The organism is Thiolinea disciformis DSM 14473 (assembly GCF_000371925.1).
GTDB lineage: Bacteria > Pseudomonadota > Gammaproteobacteria > Thiotrichales > Thiotrichaceae > Thiolinea > Thiolinea disciformis.
In genome coordinates, this window is sequence record NZ_AQVE01000059.1 from 1 (window position 1) to 2,052 (window position 2,052).

At 36.5% G+C, this 2,052-nt stretch carries 4 protein-coding genes; all 4 read left to right on the plus strand.

The features are described 5' to 3' along the window. The coding region (locus tag A3IE_RS21530; protein ID WP_020397252.1) for an RHS repeat-associated core domain-containing protein at positions 1-795 on the plus strand (795 nt) is incomplete at its 5' end. Then, positions 789-1,241 (plus strand): hypothetical protein, encoded by a 453-nt coding sequence (locus A3IE_RS0119310; protein ID WP_020397253.1) that lies wholly within the window; start codon positions 789-791, stop codon positions 1,239-1,241. The genes A3IE_RS21530 and A3IE_RS0119310, both read left to right, overlap by 7 nt. Positions 1,242-1,313: 72 nt before the next feature. Next, positions 1,314-1,712 (plus strand): NTF2 fold immunity protein, encoded by a 399-nt coding sequence (locus tag A3IE_RS0119315; protein ID WP_020397254.1) that lies wholly within the window; start codon positions 1,314-1,316, stop codon positions 1,710-1,712. Between the two features lie 47 nt (positions 1,713-1,759). After that, on the plus strand, positions 1,760-2,052 hold a 293-nt coding region (locus A3IE_RS0119320; protein WP_026155044.1), incomplete at its 3' end, for a hypothetical protein.

Here is a 2,052-nt window from a genome sequence, read left to right on the forward strand (position 1 = left end):
ATTCATGCCGATCAGATTGATACCCCACGTGTATTAAGCGATGCGAGCGGTAAAATCGTATGGTCGTGGGAGAGTAAACCGTTTGGCGACACCAAACCCAATGAAGACCCTGATCAGGATGGGGTAACACTCCACTACAACCAGCGATTCCCAGGGCAGACCTATGATGCCGAAACCGGATTGCATTACAACTTCCATCGCGATTATAACCCGCAGACGGGGCGGTATGTGCAAAGTGATCCGATTGGGTTGGAGGGGGGGATGAATGGGTTTGCCTATGCAGAGGGAAGACCTTTGAGTTTAGTTGATATTCAGGGAAAAGATGCTTTACAAATTGTTTATCCAGGATTTAGAGTCGATACTGAAATCGAGAGTATTGGTCGAGTTCCGCTGTTTCACGCAGCAGTAATCGGGCTTAATCAGGATACAGGTTTAACTAAATATTATGAATATGGTCGATACGATACTGCCCGTAAAGGTATCGTTCGATTAGGTAGTGTTCCCAATGTTGTTATCGACAAAAAAACAAAATTACCCACTACTACATCTTTAAATACATTATTTAAAACCGCTTCAACTAAGTATGGAAAAAACAATGCGATTTCGTTTACATACTATCAAGGTGGAAATATAAATAATGTTATTAACTATGCGGAATCAGTAAAAAACAATCCAGATCGTCCTGATTATAATATCATATTTAATAACTGTTATACATTTGCAAATACAGCTGCTTCTAAAGGTGGAACTTATCTAAAATCAGGATCTTGGGATGGAAAGTCTATAAAATGGTAAAACAGATCAAAAAATTAAATAAGGCAGTTCTTTCCACATACCTACTATTTAGTAGTATAGGTTGTCACTCAGATGTTCTGGATATTTATCAACCAAAGCGGGTATATCCTATTCCTAGTTCTGCAGTATGGTATGGAGGTATAGATGGTGGTAATTGGTTTGATTGTAAGCCACAGAAAAATCATTATTTTTGCAAAATATACTTAGATAATGGTTATCTTACTAATTATGGAGATTTTCGCTTATATAATGAAAAAAAAGGTACATGTGAAGAATCAATTGATAAAGAGATTATTAAAGTTGAAGGATATGATACTTTTAGTGAAATTATATTTTTAGATACCAGTTTCTCTCTCAGAGCTGATGGAGTCATGACTTATCCTTTTATTGATGCCCCAAGTAAATATACATCTTATATTTGTGGGAAAGAGATAAGTAATTTTTAATTTTTCTTGGTGAAGTAATCAAAACATACTTCAATGGCACAGTAACACTATTAGCAAATTGGGTAAAATAAAATGAGTATAAAAACAAAAAACCATAAATTAATCTATGCATTATTATTTTATTTTACACAGTACTCATGTACTAATAATAGCGTGCCTAATAAAAATAGCACTGAAAATATAAGCGTTATAGAAAATTTTGCAGGCCATGTTATTGATGAAAATTGCGAGAGATTTATTCCTGATAGAAAGACAGCTATTCAGGTTGCAGAATGCGTTCTCATTCTTATTTATGGAAAAGAAACAATTAAAGCAGAACAGCCACTAATTGCGCTACTTGACAATAATGTATGGAAAATTACAGGATCTTTACCCAAAACCCTTAGAGGTGATATGTCTATAGGTGGTGTCGTTGAAATAGACTTATTAAAAGCTACTGGTCAGGTATTAAGAATTATACATGGTAAATAGTACTTAGATCATTCAGAATAATTACCTGAAAACTCTCAAGCAGCACGATGGGTGTCCTGAGTTATAATACCGTAGGTAATTATTACGGGAATAGCAGCGATGCCGCTAAAGCTAAACGCTTTGGCTATGATGTACTAGGTCGTTTGACGGGTTATGCGGCTACGAATGCGTCCCAAAGTTTCCAATACGATGCCAATGGTAATCGAACCGCGAAAACCGATAATGGCGTTAACACGCTCTATAGCCTTCAAGCCAATAGCAACCGCTTAGTATTAGCGGGCAATAATGCCCAGACCTTAGATGCGAATGGTAATTTGCTGAATGATGGGGTGCACACTTA

Bases quoted from the DNA above. Each gene is read 5' to 3' on its own strand.
- A3IE_RS0119315 (WP_020397254.1), top strand. From the start codon at position 1,314: ATGAGTATAAAAACAAAAAACCATAAATTAATCTATGCATTATTATTT.
- A3IE_RS0119310 (WP_020397253.1), top strand. From the start codon at position 789: ATGGTAAAACAGATCAAAAAATTAAATAAGGCAGTTCTTTCCACATAC.